Origin of the sequence: Neisseria sp. N95_16, assembly GCF_002551535.2 — a bacterium.
GTDB lineage: Bacteria > Pseudomonadota > Gammaproteobacteria > Burkholderiales > Neisseriaceae > Neisseria > Neisseria brasiliensis.
Genome location: NZ_PDBT02000051.1, coordinates 1 through 18,167, shown reverse-complemented (window position 1 = coordinate 18,167; position 18,167 = coordinate 1). Strand labels below are relative to the sequence as shown.

At 51.2% G+C, this 18,167-nt stretch carries 25 protein-coding genes; 18 read left to right on the top strand and 7 right to left on the bottom strand.

Annotated elements, in window-relative coordinates; genetic code table 11:
- Positions 1–110 precede the first annotated feature (110 nt).
- The 7 genes from CRG49_RS08770 (at position 111) to CRG49_RS08740 (ending at position 7,408) form a co-directional block, all read left to right on the top strand.
- Entirely contained in the window at positions 111–566 is a 456-nt protein-coding gene (locus tag CRG49_RS08770) for a hypothetical protein (RefSeq protein WP_095502339.1), read from the top strand.
- Between the two features lie 99 nt (positions 567–665).
- Entirely contained in the window at positions 666–1,844 is a 1,179-nt protein-coding gene (locus CRG49_RS08765; RefSeq protein ID WP_095502340.1) for a phage tail sheath subtilisin-like domain-containing protein, read from the top strand.
- Between the two features lie 13 nt (positions 1,845–1,857).
- Positions 1,858–2,364 (top strand): phage major tail tube protein, encoded by a 507-nt coding sequence (locus CRG49_RS08760; RefSeq protein WP_095502341.1) that lies wholly within the window; start codon positions 1,858–1,860, stop codon positions 2,362–2,364.
- A gap of 105 nt (positions 2,365–2,469) precedes the next feature.
- The gene (locus CRG49_RS08755) at positions 2,470–2,823 is read left to right on the top strand and encodes a hypothetical protein (protein ID WP_095502342.1); all 354 of its coding nucleotides are present in this window, start codon (positions 2,470–2,472) and stop codon (positions 2,821–2,823) included.
- Between the two features lie 383 nt (positions 2,824–3,206).
- Positions 3,207–5,714, top strand: a complete 2,508-nt coding sequence (locus CRG49_RS08750; RefSeq protein WP_095502343.1) for a phage tail tape measure protein — start codon at positions 3,207–3,209, stop codon at positions 5,712–5,714.
- Positions 5,715–5,716: 2 nt separating this feature from the next.
- Complete coding sequence (locus CRG49_RS08745) at positions 5,717–6,169, top strand: phage tail protein (RefSeq protein ID WP_095502344.1); 453 nt, start codon at positions 5,717–5,719, stop codon at positions 6,167–6,169.
- Positions 6,170–7,408, top strand: a complete 1,239-nt coding sequence (locus tag CRG49_RS08740) for a contractile injection system protein, VgrG/Pvc8 family (RefSeq protein ID WP_095502345.1) — start codon at positions 6,170–6,172, stop codon at positions 7,406–7,408.
- A gap of 38 nt (positions 7,409–7,446) precedes the next feature.
- Here the strand turns inward: CRG49_RS08740 and CRG49_RS08735 are convergent, their stop codons facing one another.
- The 4 genes from CRG49_RS08735 to CRG49_RS08720 form a co-directional block, all read right to left on the bottom strand.
- The gene (locus CRG49_RS08735) at positions 7,447–8,106 is read right to left on the bottom strand and encodes a hypothetical protein (protein WP_095502346.1); all 660 of its coding nucleotides are present in this window, start codon (positions 8,104–8,106) and stop codon (positions 7,447–7,449) included.
- Positions 8,107–8,109: 3 nt separating this feature from the next.
- Positions 8,110–8,706: a BRCT domain-containing protein gene (locus CRG49_RS08730; RefSeq protein WP_095502347.1), complete on the bottom strand. Its 597-nt coding sequence runs from the start codon at positions 8,704–8,706 to the stop codon at positions 8,110–8,112.
- 66 nt (positions 8,707–8,772) lie between these two features.
- Positions 8,773–9,087, bottom strand: coding sequence for a hypothetical protein (locus tag CRG49_RS08725; RefSeq protein ID WP_154143190.1), 315 nt, complete (start codon positions 9,085–9,087; stop codon positions 8,773–8,775).
- Positions 9,088–9,140: 53 nt separating this feature from the next.
- Positions 9,141–9,560: a helix-turn-helix domain-containing protein gene (locus CRG49_RS08720; protein ID WP_095502349.1), complete on the bottom strand. Its 420-nt coding sequence runs from the start codon at positions 9,558–9,560 to the stop codon at positions 9,141–9,143.
- A 155-nt stretch (positions 9,561–9,715) separates the two neighbouring features.
- Between CRG49_RS08720 and CRG49_RS08715 the strand changes: the two genes are divergently transcribed.
- Both CRG49_RS08715 and CRG49_RS08710 read left to right on the top strand, forming a co-directional pair.
- Positions 9,716–9,901, top strand: coding sequence for a DUF1778 domain-containing protein (locus CRG49_RS08715; protein WP_095502350.1), 186 nt, complete (start codon positions 9,716–9,718; stop codon positions 9,899–9,901).
- A 3-nt stretch (positions 9,902–9,904) separates the two neighbouring features.
- Positions 9,905–10,192, top strand: a complete 288-nt coding sequence (locus CRG49_RS08710; RefSeq protein ID WP_095502351.1) for a hypothetical protein — start codon at positions 9,905–9,907, stop codon at positions 10,190–10,192.
- Positions 10,193–10,237: 45 nt separating this feature from the next.
- On the opposite strand, the gene CRG49_RS13175 is transcribed toward CRG49_RS08710, so the two are convergent.
- Positions 10,238–10,474, bottom strand: a complete 237-nt coding sequence (locus CRG49_RS13175) for a hypothetical protein (RefSeq protein ID WP_154143191.1) — start codon at positions 10,472–10,474, stop codon at positions 10,238–10,240.
- A 206-nt stretch (positions 10,475–10,680) separates the two neighbouring features.
- Positions 10,681–10,977, bottom strand: a complete 297-nt coding sequence (locus tag CRG49_RS08700; protein WP_095502353.1) for a hypothetical protein — start codon at positions 10,975–10,977, stop codon at positions 10,681–10,683.
- Between the two features lie 95 nt (positions 10,978–11,072).
- Here CRG49_RS08700 and CRG49_RS08695 point away from each other — a divergent pair, with 95 nt between their 5' ends.
- The 9 genes from CRG49_RS08695 (at position 11,073) to CRG49_RS08665 (ending at position 15,984) form a co-directional block, all read left to right on the top strand.
- Entirely contained in the window at positions 11,073–11,393 is a 321-nt protein-coding gene (locus tag CRG49_RS08695; RefSeq protein WP_095502354.1) for a hypothetical protein, read from the top strand.
- Positions 11,386–11,691: an ogr/Delta-like zinc finger family protein gene (locus CRG49_RS08690; RefSeq protein WP_157798133.1), complete on the top strand. Its 306-nt coding sequence runs from the start codon at positions 11,386–11,388 to the stop codon at positions 11,689–11,691. Before CRG49_RS08695 ends, CRG49_RS08690 begins: the two co-directional genes overlap by 8 nt.
- A 22-nt stretch (positions 11,692–11,713) precedes the next feature.
- Complete coding sequence (locus tag CRG49_RS08685) at positions 11,714–12,268, top strand: hypothetical protein (protein WP_095502356.1); 555 nt, start codon at positions 11,714–11,716, stop codon at positions 12,266–12,268.
- Positions 12,240–12,545: a hypothetical protein gene (locus CRG49_RS13170; RefSeq protein WP_154143192.1), complete on the top strand. Its 306-nt coding sequence runs from the start codon at positions 12,240–12,242 to the stop codon at positions 12,543–12,545. Before CRG49_RS08685 ends, CRG49_RS13170 begins: the two co-directional genes overlap by 29 nt.
- Positions 12,526–12,726 carry a hypothetical protein gene (locus tag CRG49_RS08680; protein ID WP_095502357.1) on the top strand — a complete coding sequence of 67 codons (201 nt, stop codon included), beginning with the start codon at positions 12,526–12,528 and terminating at the stop codon, positions 12,724–12,726. The genes CRG49_RS13170 and CRG49_RS08680 overlap by 20 nt, the downstream gene beginning before the upstream one ends.
- Positions 12,723–12,851, top strand: a complete 129-nt coding sequence (locus tag CRG49_RS13710; protein ID WP_255408377.1) for a hypothetical protein — start codon at positions 12,723–12,725, stop codon at positions 12,849–12,851. Before CRG49_RS08680 ends, CRG49_RS13710 begins: the two co-directional genes overlap by 4 nt.
- A gap of 58 nt (positions 12,852–12,909) precedes the next feature.
- Positions 12,910–15,189: a replication endonuclease gene (locus tag CRG49_RS08675; RefSeq protein ID WP_095502358.1), complete on the top strand. Its 2,280-nt coding sequence runs from the start codon at positions 12,910–12,912 to the stop codon at positions 15,187–15,189.
- 14 nt (positions 15,190–15,203) lie between these two features.
- The gene (locus CRG49_RS08670) at positions 15,204–15,395 is read left to right on the top strand and encodes a hypothetical protein (protein WP_100564514.1); all 192 of its coding nucleotides are present in this window, start codon (positions 15,204–15,206) and stop codon (positions 15,393–15,395) included.
- Between the two features lie 103 nt (positions 15,396–15,498).
- A complete protein-coding gene (locus CRG49_RS08665) occupies positions 15,499–15,984 on the top strand; it encodes a nucleoside triphosphate pyrophosphohydrolase family protein (RefSeq protein WP_095502360.1) in 486 nt (161 codons plus the stop codon).
- A 369-nt stretch (positions 15,985–16,353) separates the two neighbouring features.
- On the opposite strand, the gene dld is transcribed toward CRG49_RS08665, so the two are convergent.
- Positions 16,354–18,045 (bottom strand): D-lactate dehydrogenase, encoded by a 1,692-nt coding sequence (gene dld, locus CRG49_RS08660; protein ID WP_095502361.1) that lies wholly within the window; start codon positions 18,043–18,045, stop codon positions 16,354–16,356.
- Positions 18,046–18,167: the final 122 nt, after the last annotated feature.

The window sequence follows — 18,167 nt, the reverse complement described above, 5'->3', positions numbered from 1 at the left end:
GCCCATGTGGCAGGGCAACGTCAAGCCTTGCAAAGCAAGATTGGGGCGGCCAAAACGGTTGATGCGCTCGATAAAATCAAGATTGAGTTCACCGCGCCGGAGGCCGTCTGATGGCAAAAGTCTATTTAGCATTGTATAAAGGCCGCAAATCAGGCCGCAGCCCTAAGGCATTGGCCATGCGCTTTGCGGATTGGGTGATTCGCAAGGCCACGCGCGGCATTTACTCGCATTGCGAGATTGCCGTGGCCTTGGGTGGCGGCGTGTTTGAGTGCTATTCCGCCAGCCTGCGTGATGGCGGCGTGCGCTGTAAAGTTATGCGCTTGCCTGAGAGTAAGTGGGATTTGGTTGAGCTTCCGGCAGCGGACGTGTTAACTGCCCAATTGCAGATGATTTGGCTGATGACACAAGGCAAGTCGTACGATGTGCTCGGCTCGCTTGGTGTGGTCTTGCGCGTCGGCAACCGGCCGGATAAGTGGTTTTGCTCGGAGTGGTGCGCCCATGTCTTGGGTTTAGCTGAGCCGTGGCGGCTGTCGCCTAATGATTTGGCAGTCAAAACCAATCCCTAAAAATCACACCCAAGCCCCCAGCCTAATGCACCGCGCGTGAAATCGCGGTAAAAAAAGGCTTTAAAGCCTAAATTTTCTGAATTTTTAAAAGGTTATCCCATGTCTCAAGCAGACCGCATGCACGGCGTTACCGCCAATGAGTACACCAAGGGCTTGCGCCCGATTTCCGACCTCACCAGCAATATTATCGGCATCGTGGCCGTGGCCGAAGATGCCGATGACACCGTCTTTCCTCTGGCTACGCCGGTATTTTCAACCACCGTTTCCGCCATCATCGACAAGGCGGGCAGTAAAGGTACGCTGTATAAAACGCTCGACGGTATCTTAGACCAAGCCGATGCGCGCGTGATTGTTGTCCGCGCTGAGGCCGATGAGACCGGCGAAACCAAAAAAGCCAACGTTATTACCGCCGTCAAAGCCTTGCGAAAAGCGGCGACCTACACCGGCTTTAAGCCCAACATCATCGGCGCGCCGGAAATCGACGATGCCGATGTCACCACCGAATTGGTGGCCGTGGCCGAAGCCTTGGGCGCGTTTGTCTATGCCTCATGCGGCGACCAAACCGAAATCGCCGAATTAAAACGCTATCGCCAAGGTTTCGGCAATCGCCAGTTGATGTTGATTGACGGCCATTTCACCGCCTTTAATGACGCCACGCAGCAAAACGACACTGCCGCCACCATCGGCCGCATTCTCGGCGCGCGCGCCAAATTGGATGATTTAATCGGTCCGCACAAATCAATCTCCAACACCGAGATTCTGGGGGTGAGCGGCATTCAAACACCGCGCACCTTTGGCCTCTTGGATAAAAACAGCGAAGCCAACACCATCAACAATGCCGACATTACCACACTGATCCGCGAAAACGGCTATCGCGTGTGGGGCAACCGCACCTGCTCCGCTGACCCGATTTGGGCATTTGAGCCGACCGTGCGCATGAGCATGCTGGTTAAAGAGGTCATTGCCTCAAGTTTCTTGTGGGCGATGGATAAACCAATGCACCCAAGCTTGATGATTGACATCATCATGAGCATCAACGCCAAGCTGTCCGAATACGTGGCCAAAGGCTGGTTGCTCGGCGCAGAGGTGCGCATCGACCGCGCCAAAGTTGACAGCGCGCGCGTGTCAAACGGCATTTTTGCCTTTGATTATGAGTTTACCGTGCCACCGCCGCTGGAAAACATCGAATTAAATCAACACGTCAGCGACAAGTTTATTGTCAACCTGACCGAAAAAGTGATTGAGTTCGCAAGCAACCTGAAACCGACTACCGTATAAAGGCAAATAAACCATGCAATTACCTCGATTACTCAAAGGCTTTAACGTCTTTGCCGACGGCCTCAACAAACACGGCGTCACCATGACCGTGAAGCGCCCGCCGCTGAAATTTAAAACCGAAGACTACACCCCGGGCGGCATGATTGCCGAATTGTCGGCAGTCCACGGCATTGAAAAGTTGGAGCTCGAATTAGTCAGCAAAGGCTATGACGCCGAATTATTTAAATCAATCTCACACAAAATCGGCGGCAATTTAATCCGCTACCAAGGCAGCCTGCATAAAGAAGATGAAGACGAGCATGAGATGCTGGTCGGCGAATTTCGCGGCCGCATTGTCGAAGTTGACCCGGGCGAAGACAAAGCCGGTGAAGGCGGTGAGCATACATTTAAATACGCCCTCACCTATTGGAAAGAGTCGGTAAACGGCGATACCGTGTTGGAAATCGATGTAATGAATAATAAAGTCATCATCGGTGGACGCGACTACTTTGCTGGTATGCGTAAAAACTTGGGATTGTAGCCATGGGCGAGGCATGGTACGGCTGGCAAAAAGCCGACGGCTACGATGATAACTAAAGTAAAGGCAGTCTGAACCATTCAGACGGCCTCAATAGGAAAAGAAAACATGAATAATCAAACATTAACCGTTTTGGATGATGAAACCTTGCAGGCAACATTGTCAAACGGGCAAACTTTTAAAATCCGCGCGCCGATGGTCAAAGATATGGAGGGTTTGGCGCAAGACTTAATCCGCATCAAACATACGGATACCATCCAAAAACTGATTGGCCGTATTACCCAGCCGCAGATCACCAAGCTGCAATACATTAAATTGAGTCTGTCCGATTCTCAGGTGTTAAATGCGGCCATTGATTTTTTTTCCGCGCCCCCGTCGGCGCAGGAGGAAATGAAGGCGGCGATGGTCGAGTTGGGCTACCTTTCGGAATCCGAATCAGAGCAGCCGACTTTGAGCGAATAATCAGTCAAGATCCGGATATCTGGCAGGTTGCAAATGATGCCGATAAAAAATACTACTGCCGGATTGATGACTGTATCGCCCATTGTGCGGTTAAGTTCGGCGGTGGGGCGGCGGCTTGGTATGAGTTGGACTTGTGGGGGCTATTGTGTTGGGTTGACCGCGCGATACAAATTAGTGAAGCCGAGGCTGAGGCGGCGGCGAAAAAATAAAGCCCGTGAAATACGGGCTTTATTTTTGGGTGAATTAAAAAATAAACTTTGCGCAAAACCAAATAAAGACGGCCAAGCCGATTGTATAGGGGAGGTCGCAAATAAAGTCTAAAAAAGAATAATGGTTATATCGCTTTGAATGTTTCATTGCTTGCCCTTTGGAAAAAAAGATAAATGAGCAAATCACTTAAAATAGATATTATCCTAAATGCCGCCGATAAGGCAAGCCAGCAGTTTGCCCGTGTGAAAAATGCGGCATCGGGTTTGTCGGGTAATCTCGACAAGCTGCAAAAAGAGCTGAAAGAAACAAACGAGGCTAGTCGCAATCTCGACCGCTTGGCGGCGGCTCGCGGCAAGCTGAATGAAACCGCGCAGGCTTTGAATCAGGTGCGCGGCCGCCAAAAAGAGCTGCTTGCCGAAATCCGCAAAGGCGGCAAGGCCACCAAAGCGCAAAGCGACGAGATGGCGAAGCTGGGGAAACAGGCGGAAAAGCTTAATATTGCCCAGTCAAAACAGCGACAGGAGCTGAATAAATATTCAGGCCGTCTGAAAGAGGCAGGCGTGTCGACCAGTCGCTTTGCCGATGCTCAGCGCAAACTTGCCCAAAGGCATAAAGATACCGAGGCGGCAATTAAAAAAGAAACCGCCGCGATGGAGCGGCTGGCGAAAATCCGCAATATGCGCCAAAGCCTGAGTGATACAAGTTCGCGTATGGCAGGCGTGGGTTTGGCCGCCGGTGCTCATGCGGCGGTGATTGGTCGCGGCATGATGGCACCTGTCAAGGCCTATGCCGATACCGAAACTGCCGGCACCGATTTGCGCGTGGCCATGATGGACAGCGGCGGGAAAGTCGGCGCGGATTATCAAGAGATTGATGCGCTGGCAACCCGATTGGGCAATAAATTGCCCGGAACGACTGCCGATTTTAAAAACCTGATGACCATGCTTGTGCGGCAGGGCATGAGTACAAAAGCCATTTTGGGCGGCACGGGTGAGGCCGCCGCCCTGTTGGCTGTGCAACTTAAAAAAACGCCCGAAGCCGCCGCCGAAATGGCCGCTAAATTGCAAGATGCCACGCGCGGCAGCGAAAAAGAGATGACTGCCATCATGGATCAGGTGCAGCGGCTATTTTATTCGGGTGTGGACGACAGCAATATTTTGGGCGCGTTTTCCAAGCTCGCCCCTGCCCTTGACTTGATGAAAGTCAAGGGTGAGGAGGCCATGAAAATGATGGCGCCGTTAGTCGGTATGCTCGACCAGTCCGGATTGGTTGGGGAATCAGCTGGTAATGCTTTGCGCAAAGTATTTGACCGTACACTTGACCAGAAAAAAATTGAAAAAGCAACAAAAGGCACGGGAATTAGTCTTGACTTTACCGACGGTAAAGGCAATTTCGGCGGAATGGAAAAAGTCTATGCCGAATTAGAAAAACTCAAAGGCTTGAGTGATGTGCAAAAAAGGCAGATTATCAGCGGCATTTGGGGGGATGATGCCGAAACCATGCAAGCCCTGAATGTCATGATTGATAAGGGCTTGGATGGGTACAAAGAATTTGAGGCCAAGCTCGCCAAGCAGGCGTCACTCAAGCAGCGCGTCGATGCTCAGCTGGGGACTTTACAAAATCTGTGGGACGCTGCAAGCGGTACGTTTACCAATTTTTTAGTGTCCATGGGCGAGGCCATTGCACCGGAGTTAAAAGCCCTTACAGAATGGATTGGCGGCGTGGCCGAAAAAATGCAAAACTGGGCGGCGCAAAATCCTGCGTTGGCTAATACTTTAATGAAAGTCGCCGCCGGAGCGGGGTTGGCTTTTGCTGTTATCGCTGCCGGTGCATTGGTAATTCATGGTTTTGTGGCCGCTTTTTCTTTGGTTTTTGGTGCGGTAGGAACGGTCATCGGTATTTTCAGCAAGCTGAGGATGGCATTTGTGGCCTTAAAGGTCGTGATGGCCTTAAACCCCATCACCCTGTTTGCCATGCTCGCCATTGGCGCGCTGATCTTGTTATGGCGCAATTGGGATACCGTCAAAGCCGCGCTGATTAAAGGCTGGGAGTGGATTAAAAAAGTATTCCGCGATAATCCGCTGCTCGCCGCCTTTACCGGTCCGATTGGTGCCATCGTGGGCTTGATTGCCAATTTTGACCGCCTCATCAGTAAGGCCAAACAAGTTAAAAACGCCCTCAGCAATATGAGCTTTTCCGGCGCAGCCTCATGGGTGGGCAGCAAAATCAAAAGCGTGGCGGGCTTCTCATCGGGCGGCTACACCGGCGCGGGCGGTGTCAATGAGGCGGCTGGTATTGTCCACCGTGGCGAGGTTGTCTTTAGTCAGCGTGATGTCGCCAAATTCGGCGGCTGGCGTGTCGTTGAAGCCCTGCGCCGTGGCGGCATGGCCGCCTTAAACTGGGGGCGCGGCAAATTTGACGCGGTGCAATCCTTTGCCAGCGGCCAGCAATCGCATGCACCGTCTGAAAGCGGTCGCGCTGCGCCCACTTTGGTGGGGGCGGTGCCGGTGCCTGCCAATTTCAGCCGGTCGGTCGGCCACACCATGCCGATGAATATTTCCATCAACATCAGCGGCGGCGGCTCGCCGGTCGATATTGCCCGCGAAGTCGCCCGTCAAATCGAGGATTTGGCGCGCCAACAAGCCCGCCGCGCCCGCTCGGCATTTTTTGATAAGGATTAATTATGGCCTTAGCGATTTTGGGATATTTTGTGTTTCAGACGGACACCGTGCCATTTAGCAGCTACGACCGCACCAACTCATGGCGACACCCTACGCAAAACACCGTGGGCGGCGGCCTCTCGCCCGTGCAATACACTGGCCGCGAAAACGAGACCATCAGCATAGCCGCCGAATTGCGCCCCGAAATCACCGGCGGCGACACCTCGCTGGCCTTGCTGCGCCAAATGGCCGATGAGGGCAAGCCCTACAATCTGATTATGGGCAATGGCGATGTCTTAGGCGCGTTTGTCGTCACCTCGATAAAAGAGAGTCGCAAGGAGCTGATGTGGGATGGCAAAGCCCGATCCATCAGCTTTACCATGGAGTTAAAAAAAGTGTCAGATTCGCCGCTCGGCATGTATGGCACGGCCTTAACCGCCGCCGTCTCAACCGTGCGCCAAATGGTGGGGATTTAAATGGATTTATCTAATCTCGGCCAAATGGCCAAAGATGCCGCCGTCAAAGTCTTTTCCGCCCTCACCGATACCGGCGGCAATCACTTAACGCCGGTGGCCATCCTCACCATTGACGGCAAGCCCTTTGGTACGACGGCCATGAGCCGCATCATCAGCCTGAGCATCACCGACAAGCGCGGCTTTGAGGCCGATGAGCTGACCATCACACTTGACGATTCAGACGGCCTCTTAGCCCTGCCGCCCAAGGCCGCCGAAATCACCGTGCAGCTAGGCTACATGGAGACAGGCGTGGTAGATAAAGGAAAATACAAAATTGCCGAGGTCATATGGAGCGGCGCGCCCGATACCATCAGCATTACCGCCCATTCCGCCGATGTGGCCGAAAAGTTTGCCGAAAGCGTGGAAAAAAGCTGGCATAAGCAAACCATCAAGGCCATTGTCGAGCAGATTGCGCAAAAACACGGCTATCAGCCCATCATCGGCAAAGCCTTTATGCAAGAGACCATCGACCACATCGACCAAAGCAACGAAAGCGATGCCGCGTTTTTAAGCCGCTTGGCGCAACGCTATGACGCCATCGCCACCGTCAAAGGCGGCCGCTTGCTGTTTGTTTCCGCCGGTGAGGCCACCACCGCCAACGGCGAGCCGCTGCCCGTCATCACCCTCACCCGCCACGATGGCGACAGCTTTAATTTTCGCTACTCATCCACCGAGAGCTATAACGCCGTGCGCGCCTACTATATCGACAAAAAGACCGGCAAAAAGCAAGAGATTGTGATTGCCGAGGGCAATTACGACCCCGTTAAAAAAACCGTTACCACCACGCGCAAATATAAGACCAAGCGCAAAGACGGCCAAACCCACAAAACCACCACCAAGCAGGTGGAAGAAACCAAAAAAATCAACGCCGACGGCCTCAAAATCAAAACCCTGCGCCATACCTACCGATCCGCCAAAACCGCCGCCACCGGCGCGCGCGCCGCCTATCGCAAACTCAAACGCAGCGCGATGGAATTTGATATGCAAATGGCCGTTGGCCGCCCCGATGTCGCCCCCGAAAGCCCTGTTACCCTCAAGGGCTTTAAAAAAGAGGTGGATGCCGAGAGCTGGGTTGGCGTGGAGGTTGCCCACACCCTAGACAGCGGCGGCTTAACCACCAAAATCAAACTGGAGAGCCTAATTGATTTTGAGATTACCCTTTATGAGGGCGAGGCCACGATTGGGCAAAATAAAAGCTAAGCAAAAGGCCGTCTGAAAACTTTCAGGCGGCCTTTGTTTTAAACAGCCCATGCACTTTTGATTTGCGTGTGAATTTCGCGCTCGGTGTCGCTGATGGGTTGATCGTTAGTTTCTGCCCTGCCGTAAACAACAATATCACCGCTGGCGGCTGCAAGGTCGGGTAATATTTCGGCGCTTTCAATTTTAGCAGTTTCCAGCGCCTCTACAAGATTGGTCGTCGGGATGATGGATTTAGCAAAGTCGGCGGCGGTGTCGCGCATGATTTTATCGGTGGCTAAAATGTTTGAGGCCGTCTGAAAATCAGATTGCAATTGTGCCAGTATTTCGCGCCGCCCTGCGATGTAGTCAGGCAGTTCATCAAACTGCAAGCCATCGGGTATTGCTTTGGCGTGGTCGCTCATCCATTGGTTAAAGGAGCTCAAATCATCAATATTTTTGGCTTGCTCAATAAGATTGGCAAGGCTGTTGTATTGGTTGACGATGCGCTTTTGGATAAGTAGGCGCTCACTATTTTGCATTTGGTCGCTTAAGCTTTCGGCTCCGATGCCGCGTAAAAGATAATTACCAAGCAAAGCATAGCGATAATTGCGCTGCCGCGTATCTTTTTCGGCGGCGGCAAGGCGGGAAAGTACTGATAAGGCGGCTTTATGCTGTCGGGCAAAGACGGCAAGGCGGTTGTTTAAATCGGTGTCGTTCATGGTTTAAATCCTGATAATTTCGCCGCTATCAAGCAGCGTCATAAAGCCGTCTTTATCGGTGATGATGGTGTCCATCTCTTGCGCTTTTTGGATTTTTTTCGCGCCCGCGCGTGGGCCGCATACAAGATAGGCCATTTGCTCGGTCATTCCGGCTGTCACCCAAAAGCCATTATTATTGGCAATCGCTTCAAGCACCTTTTTCTCGGCGGCCGGAAAGCCGGTAAAATAAACCTGCGGCTTACCCTTATTAATCCGTAAACCGTCAATCATTTGATAGCCAAAATGACGCTTGGGGTAGTATTTTGTGACAAAAGATTCATAGTATTGGCGGCAAGTTAAATCGTGACCGTCAATTAGGATAATGTCGCTCACAATATGGTCAAACCAAAACTTCCGCCGCGCTTGCGCTTGATTGTTGCATTGGGCGTGTCTCAATAGGCAATAGCCCTCTGCATAATCCGCATAAACCTGCTCAATAATAACCCAGCGCCACGCGCTCGGATTATTGTGATATCTAAACCCAATCAGTCGCCCAAAATCGCGAATCGGCTGGTTTGGGAAATGTTTGGCGGCATAATCAATGGCGGCTTGTGAATCCATTTTGTCCCCTTTGTTATAAATAAAAGGCCGTCTGAACCATATTGCAAGATTCAGGCGGCCGGTTTGTTATTGGTCATCCGCTTGCGCTGCCGCAATCAAGGTTTCTAGGCGGGCGCGGAATTGGCTCATCGTTTGCATTTGTGTGCCGGTAAGCATGTAGTAGTCTGCCCCGCCGTTGGCAAAGGCGGCAAACTCAATCAGGCAGTCTTTCATCGCGGCTTGCACCGCCTCGCTGTATTGCTGGCCGCAGCCACTCACCACTTGCTCGGCGGCTTGAGGCAGCGGCACGGCGGCGGTGTCGTTTTGGTTGATGACGACTTTATCGATATTGATGTCACGTCCGGCAGTTGCGCCGGAATCCCCGTTAATACTGATATTCATAGTTTTGTTGGTAATCAATAATGTGTCAAAAAGGCCGCGTGAGCGGCGGCCGCTTATTTGTTGATGGTGAGAGTATCGATGTTGCCGTCTCCGGCGTTGGTTTGGCCGCTGTCTCCTGCAATGGTGACAGTGGCTTTTTTGTGGCCGGTCAAATCAAACGCGGCGGCCATCAGTTCTTTGCGCGCGGCCTCGGGCAATACACGGTAAGAGGCCAACAGCATTTGTTCGTCGAGCGGCAGGTATTGGCGGATGGTGTCGGCGTCGGGTGCGACTTTCCCAATATGCTCTTTGCCGGTGACGAGCCAGTCGAGTGATGCACCTGTGCCGTCTGAAACCTTAATAAGTTGCTCAAGAGATAAGGCTTCTCTCTTTTTTGCGCCAACGACTGAGGCTGTACTCACGCCTAAAAATCTAGCTAAATCTGCATCGTTTTTAGCGCTAATCGCAATTTTGGCGCGTTCAAAACTATTCATAACAATATACCTTTATAAAACAATCAACTAGACAAACACAAAGAATAAATTAGTCTTTGATTGTTGATTTGTTAGTCAAAGGTTATTATTATGCTTGTCATACGCTAACGATTGGAAGTTATTAACACTGTTAATACCATTTAATAGGTAATTATATGCAAGAAGATAAGAAAGTCAACGGTTTGAAGCGGGTTTATCCACGCCGCTTGCAGGCGGTTGTGTCGCCTGATGAGTTGGAAATTGTTGAAAAAGCCGCCGCCATCAAAGGTTTGTCGCTGTCGGCCTTTGCGTCTAAAGCAGCGGTGGCAAGCGCTAAGCGCGTTGTAGCTAAGGAGGGTTAGGTGATGTGCGACTGTATTCAAAAAATGCAGGAAAAGGTTAAAGCCGCATTGTCCGAGCGTGGTGTTAAATATTTAGCTGAGCCCGAAATGCAAGGAAAAGTGTTGCCGATGTTGGATTTAAATATATACAGCGCGATGGGTACGGCAATCACATGGACTGAAGAAGTAACTGCCCGAAATGGCACGAAAAAACCGAAAAAGCAAAAAATGAATATTGTTTTTCCGCGTTGCCCATTTTGCGGTGAGAAAACGGATTATCAAAAAGCGGTTGAGGCTAAGGAGGGCAAGTGATGTGTGAGCAAAAAGAAAACCGCCCTCAGGCGGCTTGGAAACTGGTTATTGCACGCCGTGTGGCTTGGTGGGCATTGCGCTGCTTACACCGTGCTGAGTTTGCAGGTATTCCAGCGCCTGAAGCATTTGCTGTGTGGCCTGCGGTGTCAGCTCAAGACGCATCGCCAGCCCTGTGCCGTCTGAAGCAAACTGGTGGCAAGTCAGGCTTAATGATTGTGTCGCGGCGTTGAAATGGATGTCGAGCGGTGCGTCAACTGAGATGGTGATGCTTGGGTTGGTCATTTTCCCTCCGTTGGGTTGTTGTGTAGGAACTTCGATTTTAGCGGAGGCGTGACAAAGCGGAAAGACGTTTGACCGCCGGACAGCCGGCGTTTGGGATTTTTTAGATTTTTTTAAGGAGTGGGAAATGTGTGAGCAAAAGGAAAACCGCCCGAAATCGGGCGGCAGCGGCAAGCGCAATCAGGCGTTGCGCCAAAGTTTGGCGGAAATCAAGCGCATTGCTCAGGGCTTGACGCTTGAGGATTTGGCGAAAATAGGCCGTTATCGTAATTCTCAAGAGCCAGCTCGAAAATAATCCCCTGTTCGCTGTTTGTGGTTTGTGCGGCGGCAAGTGCAATCATGCTGCGAAGTGCATTCAGCCCGTCGGGATATTTGGCTAAAACGGTTTGGGCGCAGTTGAATAAAACAAGTAATTGTTTTTCCTGCATGAAAATATCGTGAAGTTCTTCGGTGTCGCCGTGTTTGATGCTGTCGAGTAGTTCTTCAAATTCTTGGTTAAGTGTCATTTTCAATCCTTAAGGTTGTTTGGTGAGAGATTTAATCTTAAGGGTAAATCAGGGCGGTTTTCAAGGCCGTCTGAAATGTAAAAGTGAGGTGTGTGATGTGTGAGCAATGTCAAGGCTGCAAGGTGCGTGTGAAAGCCGTCAAATTAACGGATGAGCAATTAAAGGCGATTTGGTCGGCCGGTGATTTGAGTGTGCTCGATGAGGTGTTTGGCGCGCAAGAGCCGGAGGCGGTGTATGAAAAGGTGCGTTTTGAGGAGGACTACGATTTAGTTGCAGAGGCTGCCCGCGCCAAGGGTATGCCGGTGAGCGAGTTTATCGCCTTTGCTGCCGCCGAATATGCCGACCTGTACCTCAATGCGTATGACGCGGCCTGTCAGGATTTGGCCGAAAAAATCAAGGTGGGCCGCCATGAGTAGCTATCGATCGCTCAGTAATCCTGAGCGCAAATACGGCAATATGCGCGCGCAAATCACTTGCCCGTGTTGCGGCACGCAATGCAAGGTGGCCTCGAGCCGACAGGTAACGGAAAACCTGCGCAATGCGCAAGTGCAATGCCTCAATGCTTTATGTGGCTGGTCGGGAGTGGCGGCGATTGAGATTATCCGCACCATCTCCCCGCCCTCTCCGATATATGGCAATGCGCCGCCGCCGTTGGATTTGGCGGAAATCGAGGAGCTACAAGACAACATGCAGCCGAATTTAATCGACTGCTAAGGCTGTCTGAAAGGGGTGAAGCATGAACATTATCAAACCGAAAGTAATCGACCGCAAAAAGCTGTTGGCGCCGGAAGAAGCTGCCCGCGCCAGTTGGCGCCAATCGCCGCAAACGGTGCGCCTGTGGAAAAGCAAAGACCACGCCCGCCGCATGATGGTGATGGGTAGAGTGATTGCCAAGGGCAAGGCGGCGCAAGCAAAAGTGATGGACGGTATGGCGCGCGATGCGCTGCTAAGCCGCCATCAGCCGCCGCTAGAGATGTTGGCCGCCCCCGATGAGGCAACCTTGCGCGGCTGGCTGCTGACACCAAGTCAAGCAGCGGCCATCGACAATATTCAGCGGCTGGCCTTGGAAATCAAGCGTTTGGCCGATTTTATCAATCAACAAAATGCCGTGTTTAGCTTGGGGCAAGAGATGTTGAGGCTGTCTGAATTAAGCAGCTACATGACCGAGCTGAACGGTAAAGTCGGCCAAAGTTTTCACGCCGCGAAAAAGCTGGGCGTGAATGCGGTGGTCGATGATTTTAAAACTGGGACGGAGTTGGAAAATGGCAAAAAAATTAAACGAGCGGCTTAGCCAGCCAAGAAAAGAATGCCCGCGTTGTCGCAAACATCAAAAGCTTAAAAGCTTTGAGCGGCATTGGGTAGATCGCAAAGGAAAGATGGGTAGCAAGGTTTATGACTTGTGTGCTCCCTGCCGCCGACAGATGGGGACACCGCGCAACACGACACTGGTGTCGTATGCGTTTAATGCAGTAGTTCCGGCGGCGAATAATGAATATTGGCCGGTAGGAAATGAGCAGATTTTAAGAGATTTTAAAGCGAGGTTGGAAAATGAAGCTGCGTATTCGTGAGGTGTTGGCGCTGATGGTGGTAGGCGGTGCGGTGGCGATGGGTTTGGCGGTGGCCGGTGAGCCGGTGGCCGAATCTGCGCCGCAAGATGTGGCGGCGCGCATGGCCGAAGCCGAAGCCGAGCGCATGGCCGATTTGGGCTTAATTGATTACACCCAAGGCGATGCGGAGGTGTCGCGATGATGTGGCTGTGGTTGATTGTAGGCTTTTTCGCGCTGTGGATTATATCGATGATGGTAACGGCGTTTGCCATCGGTTGCATGTTGGCAACCGGCACTTATGGCAGCGATGAGGGTTGGGACGTTTAATTAAATGGTTTGGCGGGCTGTCTGTTTCAGACGGCCTTAATGATAAGACGGGGCAAGTATGGCATGGGTTGGCAAATTTGGTGAGATTGGTGAGAGCGGTTGGGTAGCCCCGACCGCTGCGCTGCTTTCGCGCGTCGAAGCCATGCCCGCCGCGTGGCGTGATAAGGCGGTGAGTGAGTGGGTAAAGCGCGCCAATGTGGCAGATGACAGACTCATTGCCAAGATGGCGGCGGATAGCTGGCTGCGCGATTTGACCAAGCCCTTTGTTGATTTGCCTGTCGGCCTGCGTGCCGTCGGCCTGAATGCGACCGATGAAGAGATTTGCGGTGTGGCCGAGCGCGCAGCGCAAGATTTTTTCCGCTTTGAGCGCATTGGTTACAGCCTTGAAGCCTTACAAGACAAGGCCGCCAAAGAATACGGCCTGAATGTAGCGGTATTTGACGGCAAAGAGGCAGAAGGGATTTTAGGCCGTCTGAAAGATGAGCGGTTTTGGCGTCGTCAGTTGCGCCGTTTTGTCGCCCGCGCCGCCGAAAAAGCGTTGCGCGAAGTGGGCGGCGTATCCAGCAAATCGGGCTTATACGTCAGCAATGAGGGTTTGCGACGCCGCCAAGCACAAAAAGCGCGCAATGCGGCCTTGCTCGCCACGATGGCGGCGGTGAATGAATTGGGGCAAGAATTTACGCTCGATGAACTGAGCGCGGTGGGGGTGTCAAACCCAGCCATCCGCCGTGCTGAGTTGATGGTGCGTATCCGCGGCTTTGAAGAAATTGCCCGCTTGAAAGGCCATGTCGGCGAGTTTTTCACGCTGACTTGTCCGTCTAAATTTCACAAAATGCATCACTTTGGCAAGCCGAACGAAAAATTCAACGGCGACACCCCGCGCGAGGTGGTGGCCTATTTAAACAAGGTTTGGCAGCGTATTCGCGCCGAATTAGGCCGCTTGGATATTAAGGTTTATGGTTTTCGCGTGGCCGAGCCGCATCATGACGGCACGCCGCATTGGCATGGCCTGTTGTTTATGCCGCCAGAAAGCCGCGACACCTTCCGCCGCGTGGTGGCAAAACACGGTTGCCGCGAAGACCGCGAAGAATTGGGCTTGCGTTATTTTGCCAGTAAAAAAGAGGCGGCCGCCGAAGCGCGCCAAATCCGCGCCCGCCTGTTGGCGGAAAACGGCAGCGCGCCGACCTTAAAAGCCATTCAGGCCGGTTTGAAAACCGAAGCCGACTACTGGGCAAACAAGTATTTTAAATTTTGGAAACAGACCAAAGCCAGCGCGCGCGTGGATTTTGAAAGTATTAACTGGGCGCGCGGCAGCGCAGCGGGCTACATCGCCAAATACATTGCCAAGAATATTGACGGCAAAACCCAAAGCGGCGACAGCATGGGCGTGGATTTTGAATCCGAGGAATTATTAGATGCCGCCACGACCGCGCAACGCGTGGACGCATGGGCATCGATTCACGGCACCCGCCAATTTCAGCAGATTGGCGGCGTGCCGGTGACTTTGTGGCGTGAGCTGCGCCGCATCGTGCCGACCGATGACGACAGCGTTTTGATGTTGGCGCAACGCGCCGCCGACCGTGGCGACTGGAGCGCGTTTGTGATGTTACTTGGTGGCGAGGCGGTGAAGCGTGCTGATGTGCCGCTGGCCTTGTATAAAGAGGAGGCCGAAGACGGTGTAGTCAATGCCTATGGCGAAACGCCTGCCCCTTACACCTTAGGCGTGTATGAAAAAAGCACGGGCGAGGTCGCCGTGAGCCGTGTGCATACTTGGGAGGTTTATAAAATCGGCGGCACCGCCGCCGCTTGGACTCGTGTCAATAACTGTACGAAAAATGAAAATCAGCCTGAAACGGCTGTTTTCAAAGGCAAAAATCAGCCAATCGATACCGAAGAAATTGAATTTAAAGAATGGCTGATGTGGAAAAAAGGCGTGTCGGCCGCTCAATTAGACGTGTGGCCGTTTGACGGCGATTTGAAAGCGGAATTTGAGGCCGATAAAGACGAAATCGACCGCGCCGAAACCGCCAATCCGCCAATGAGCCAAGAAGCCATCGCGCGCATAATTGAAAAACAAGCCATCGAAGCGGAAAAAACCGCCCGTCAATCGGAAAACCTGCGCATTTATCGCAATTATTTGGCCTCACTCGACCGCGCCGCCCTGCCGGTGCGCGCCGGTATCGTGCCAAAAACACCAAAATTTGACCTGTCGGCGGATAAAGTCGTGCGCAAACCGCGCCGCTACACCCCGCCGCAATATGACACCGTTGAAACCGCGCTGGCCAAAGCCCGCGCCGCACAAAAAGAAACCGAGCAATTTAACCGCCGTTTTGACTAATGGGGACTAAAAAAATGAATGAATACATCACCTTGCAGCAAGTAAAAGAATTATGGACGTTGCCGGGCAAGAAACCGCCCTCAACAACAACCATATGGCACCGCCGCCGCGCCGGTTTAATCCCCGCGCCGAAATTGGTCGGTCGGGATAACTTGTTCAAGCGCGACGATGTGATCAAGTTGCGCGATGAATATTTGGCGGGGTGAGGGTATGACAAATCAAGATGGTGACTACCCAACATGGGAGGTCGCTAACCGTGAAATTAAAAATTACCGCGAAATGTTAAAAAAAATGGAGTGAATCAAAAAAATGAAAGTGCATAATCAAAATTTAATCAAAGCAATCAGCGCATGGTTTGAAACAGCTATACCAAACCCAACAAGTGACAGTCAATGTGTACAAATTGGCTGTCACTTTGAAGAAATTAAAGAGATGAGTGATGTCTTGGGCGTTTATAGAGAGGAAGTCAGCATCCATGAAGAGCGATTTAAAAATAATTTTGAGCCTTATAAAAAACAATTGGAAAATTTAAATGAGGTGCAGCGCATTGAGTTGCTAGATGCGTTGTGCGATCAAATCATCACCGCTGTCGGGATTGCATACATGTTTGGCATGGATGTTGAAGGAGCATTAAGAGAGGTTAACCACTCAAACTGGTTAAAATTTGAGAGCGGCAAGCCAGTGTTTAGTGAGAGCGGAAAAATCGCGAAAGGAAAATACTATATAAAACCTAATTTGGCGGGTTTTATAAGTGCCGCTGAAAAAACTAGTCCTAATTGTCATAATTGTGAGTAACAAAAAAAAATGACAAAAAGAATTAACCAGCAACACCGCCGCCGCTTGCTGATTTGGCAAGCGTGCAAGAAAAATAAACCAAAAAATCATGCAAAAAATGAACAGGAATATTAAAAATAACCGTCAAATGACCGCCTGAATTAAAGTTCGGGCGGTTTTTTTGAAAAGCTTATTTGTTATTAGATTTGGTATTATTGTTTTTTGTATATTTAAAATCTTTTAGTATCAATAAGATATAAAATTAAACGAATCTCACCGCTTCCGCCATTTTTAGAAAAAGCTGCTTATTTTTAAGCAGCTTTTTTGTTTGAATAAGGAAAGGCCGTCTGAAAGTTTCTCTTTCAGACGGCCTTTTATCATCAAACTTCCTTATTCTGCCCAGTTTTTCTTCTTAGACGTATGCCCGATTCCCGGGTTAAAACTGTTGGTCGGGTCGAGCTTGCGGTAAAACTGTTTTAGTGCAGGTTTCGCTTCGTATAAATGGCCGACATTATGCTCTGCCGGATATTGCGCGCCACGCTGGTCGAGCAAAATCAACATTTCATGCTCCAAAGCCATGCAGTCGTTGCCTTTTTTAATCACATAATCCTGATGGAACACGTGACACATAAAGTGGCCGTAATAAAGCTTGTGGATGATTTTGTCGTCGATTTCTTTCGGTAAATGTTCATACCAATCACGGTCGTCACGGCGCAGGGCAATATCGAGCGCGACCAAATCTTCCACTTCATCATCATGCACGGCACGGTAACGAATGGCAGCGGAAGCCACGGCAAAACGGTGCAACATCGCTGCTTGCGCTTCTTCGGCATTACATTCGAAATACGCACCGCTGTGGTTGGTAAAATAATCTTTCAAAAAGGCACGTGCTTCGTCCACGCCCTCACCGCCCATTTTAACAATCAGATGATGCTCGTATTGGTCGCGGTAGTTGAGCAAAGATTGCGGCAAATGTTGCGGCAACAGCTTGCCCACCCATTGCAGGACTTTGTCGGAAAAATGCTTCGGCAGGAAAGATAATTTTTTGCTGAAGCGGTCGGCACGTGCTTTGTAGTCAAATAATTTCGGCAGTTGATGCGTACCAAATTTCTTAATCACATAAAAAGTGTCTTTGCCGTAGATTTCCGCAATATTGAAGGCATCGCGGTGAATATATTCGCCTGAAATCGGCAACGATTTGAAATCGGCCAATGCTGCGCGGCGGATGTCGGTGAGTTCGTTAATATCGTTAGTGCCGATATAGAACACGGCAGTTTTTGGCTCTTGCGGGAAAGTATCCAAGCGCACGGCAAACACCATCAATTTGCCCGCACAGCCCGAAGCTTCGTAATGACGCGCTGGGTCGGCATTGAAACGCGCGGCGGTCGGCTCGTCCACTTGGCGCACATGGTCGCAATAAGCATGGTCGTGGCCTTTTCCGGCGTTTTGCGTGATGTCTTTACGCTGATAGTGATGGCCTTGCAGATTGGTGAGAATCTCTTCCGGCGTGTCGCCCAAATCAATGCCCAAGTGGTTTACGAGTTCCAATTGGCCGTCTGAATTAATTTGCGCAAACAAAGCCATTTCGGTATAAGCTGGGCCGCGCTGCACCAATGCGCCGCCTGAATTGTTGCATACACCGCCCAACACCGATGCGCCGATACACGACGAACCAATCACCGAGTGTGGCTCACGGCCTAAAGGTTTCAGCAAAAGCTCAAGCTGATTCAGGGTTGAACCGGGTAAGCACACCACTTGCTCGTTATTGTTAATCGGCTGGATGATGTTTATGCGCATGGTGTTCACAATCACAATATCGCGGTCGTAATCGTTGCCATCAGGCGTGGAACCACCAGTCAAACCGGTATTGGCCGCCTGCGTAATCACAATCACGTCGGCCTCGACACAGGCTTGCAGAATCTGCCATTGTTCCAAAAGCGTACCCGGCCGCACCACCGCCAATGCCCGCCCTTCACCGAAGCGGTAGCCTTGGCGGTAAGGTTCGGTTTTGGCAGGGTCGGTCAGAATAAATTTATCGCCGACAATCTCGGTTAAGCGTTGAATCAGTTGCGAAGCAGTCATCATAGTCTCCTTTGTATCGCTAATATTAGGGCGTGTCCCTAATTTGAATAAGCCCAAAAGAGCCCTATTTTAACCCTATATTCCAACGAAATATAGGCAAACACAAACAATGGCGAGAACCG